1 protein-coding gene is annotated in these 399 nt (G+C 61.2%); it reads right to left on the bottom strand.

Annotation, left to right across the window (positions count from 1 at the left end; genetic code table 11):
- Window positions 1–399: hypothetical protein (locus K9U40_RS24365; protein ID WP_282892612.1), on the bottom strand; the 399-nt coding region annotated here is incomplete at both ends.

The following is a 399-nucleotide window of genomic DNA, read 5'->3' on the forward strand; positions in this document are numbered from 1 at the left end:
TTGTAGCACTGGATATGTGCCTGCACGATCGCCTGCGGATCCTTGGTTTTCTTCGTGACAGCGGTGACGAAGGGCGCGAGCTTTTCTTCCCAACCCGGGACGTGGGCTCTGAAGTGCGCGCGAAGCGCCTTGAGAAGAAGATCGTCTGGTCCGCCTTCGATGTAGCGGCGCAGCTGCATGAGGTTGGGCCGTACTCCCGTTGCGATGAGCCCGCCGCAGATGTCCTGCAGCACCTTCCAGCCGAACGCCACGAATGCGTCGGTGCCTGTTTCCGATGGGATGAGCGCCGCCACGCGCGAGGCGAGTTCCGTCTTTCGGTTCCAGTTTCGCAGTGGGTCGATGCTCGCTGACTTGTCCGGATGGGCTGGATTGAAGTAGATGAACTTCTCGGGGTGGCCC

Origin of the sequence: Xanthobacter autotrophicus, assembly GCF_030015065.1 — a bacterium.
Taxonomy (GTDB): domain Bacteria; phylum Pseudomonadota; class Alphaproteobacteria; order Rhizobiales; family Xanthobacteraceae; genus Xanthobacter; species Xanthobacter autotrophicus_D.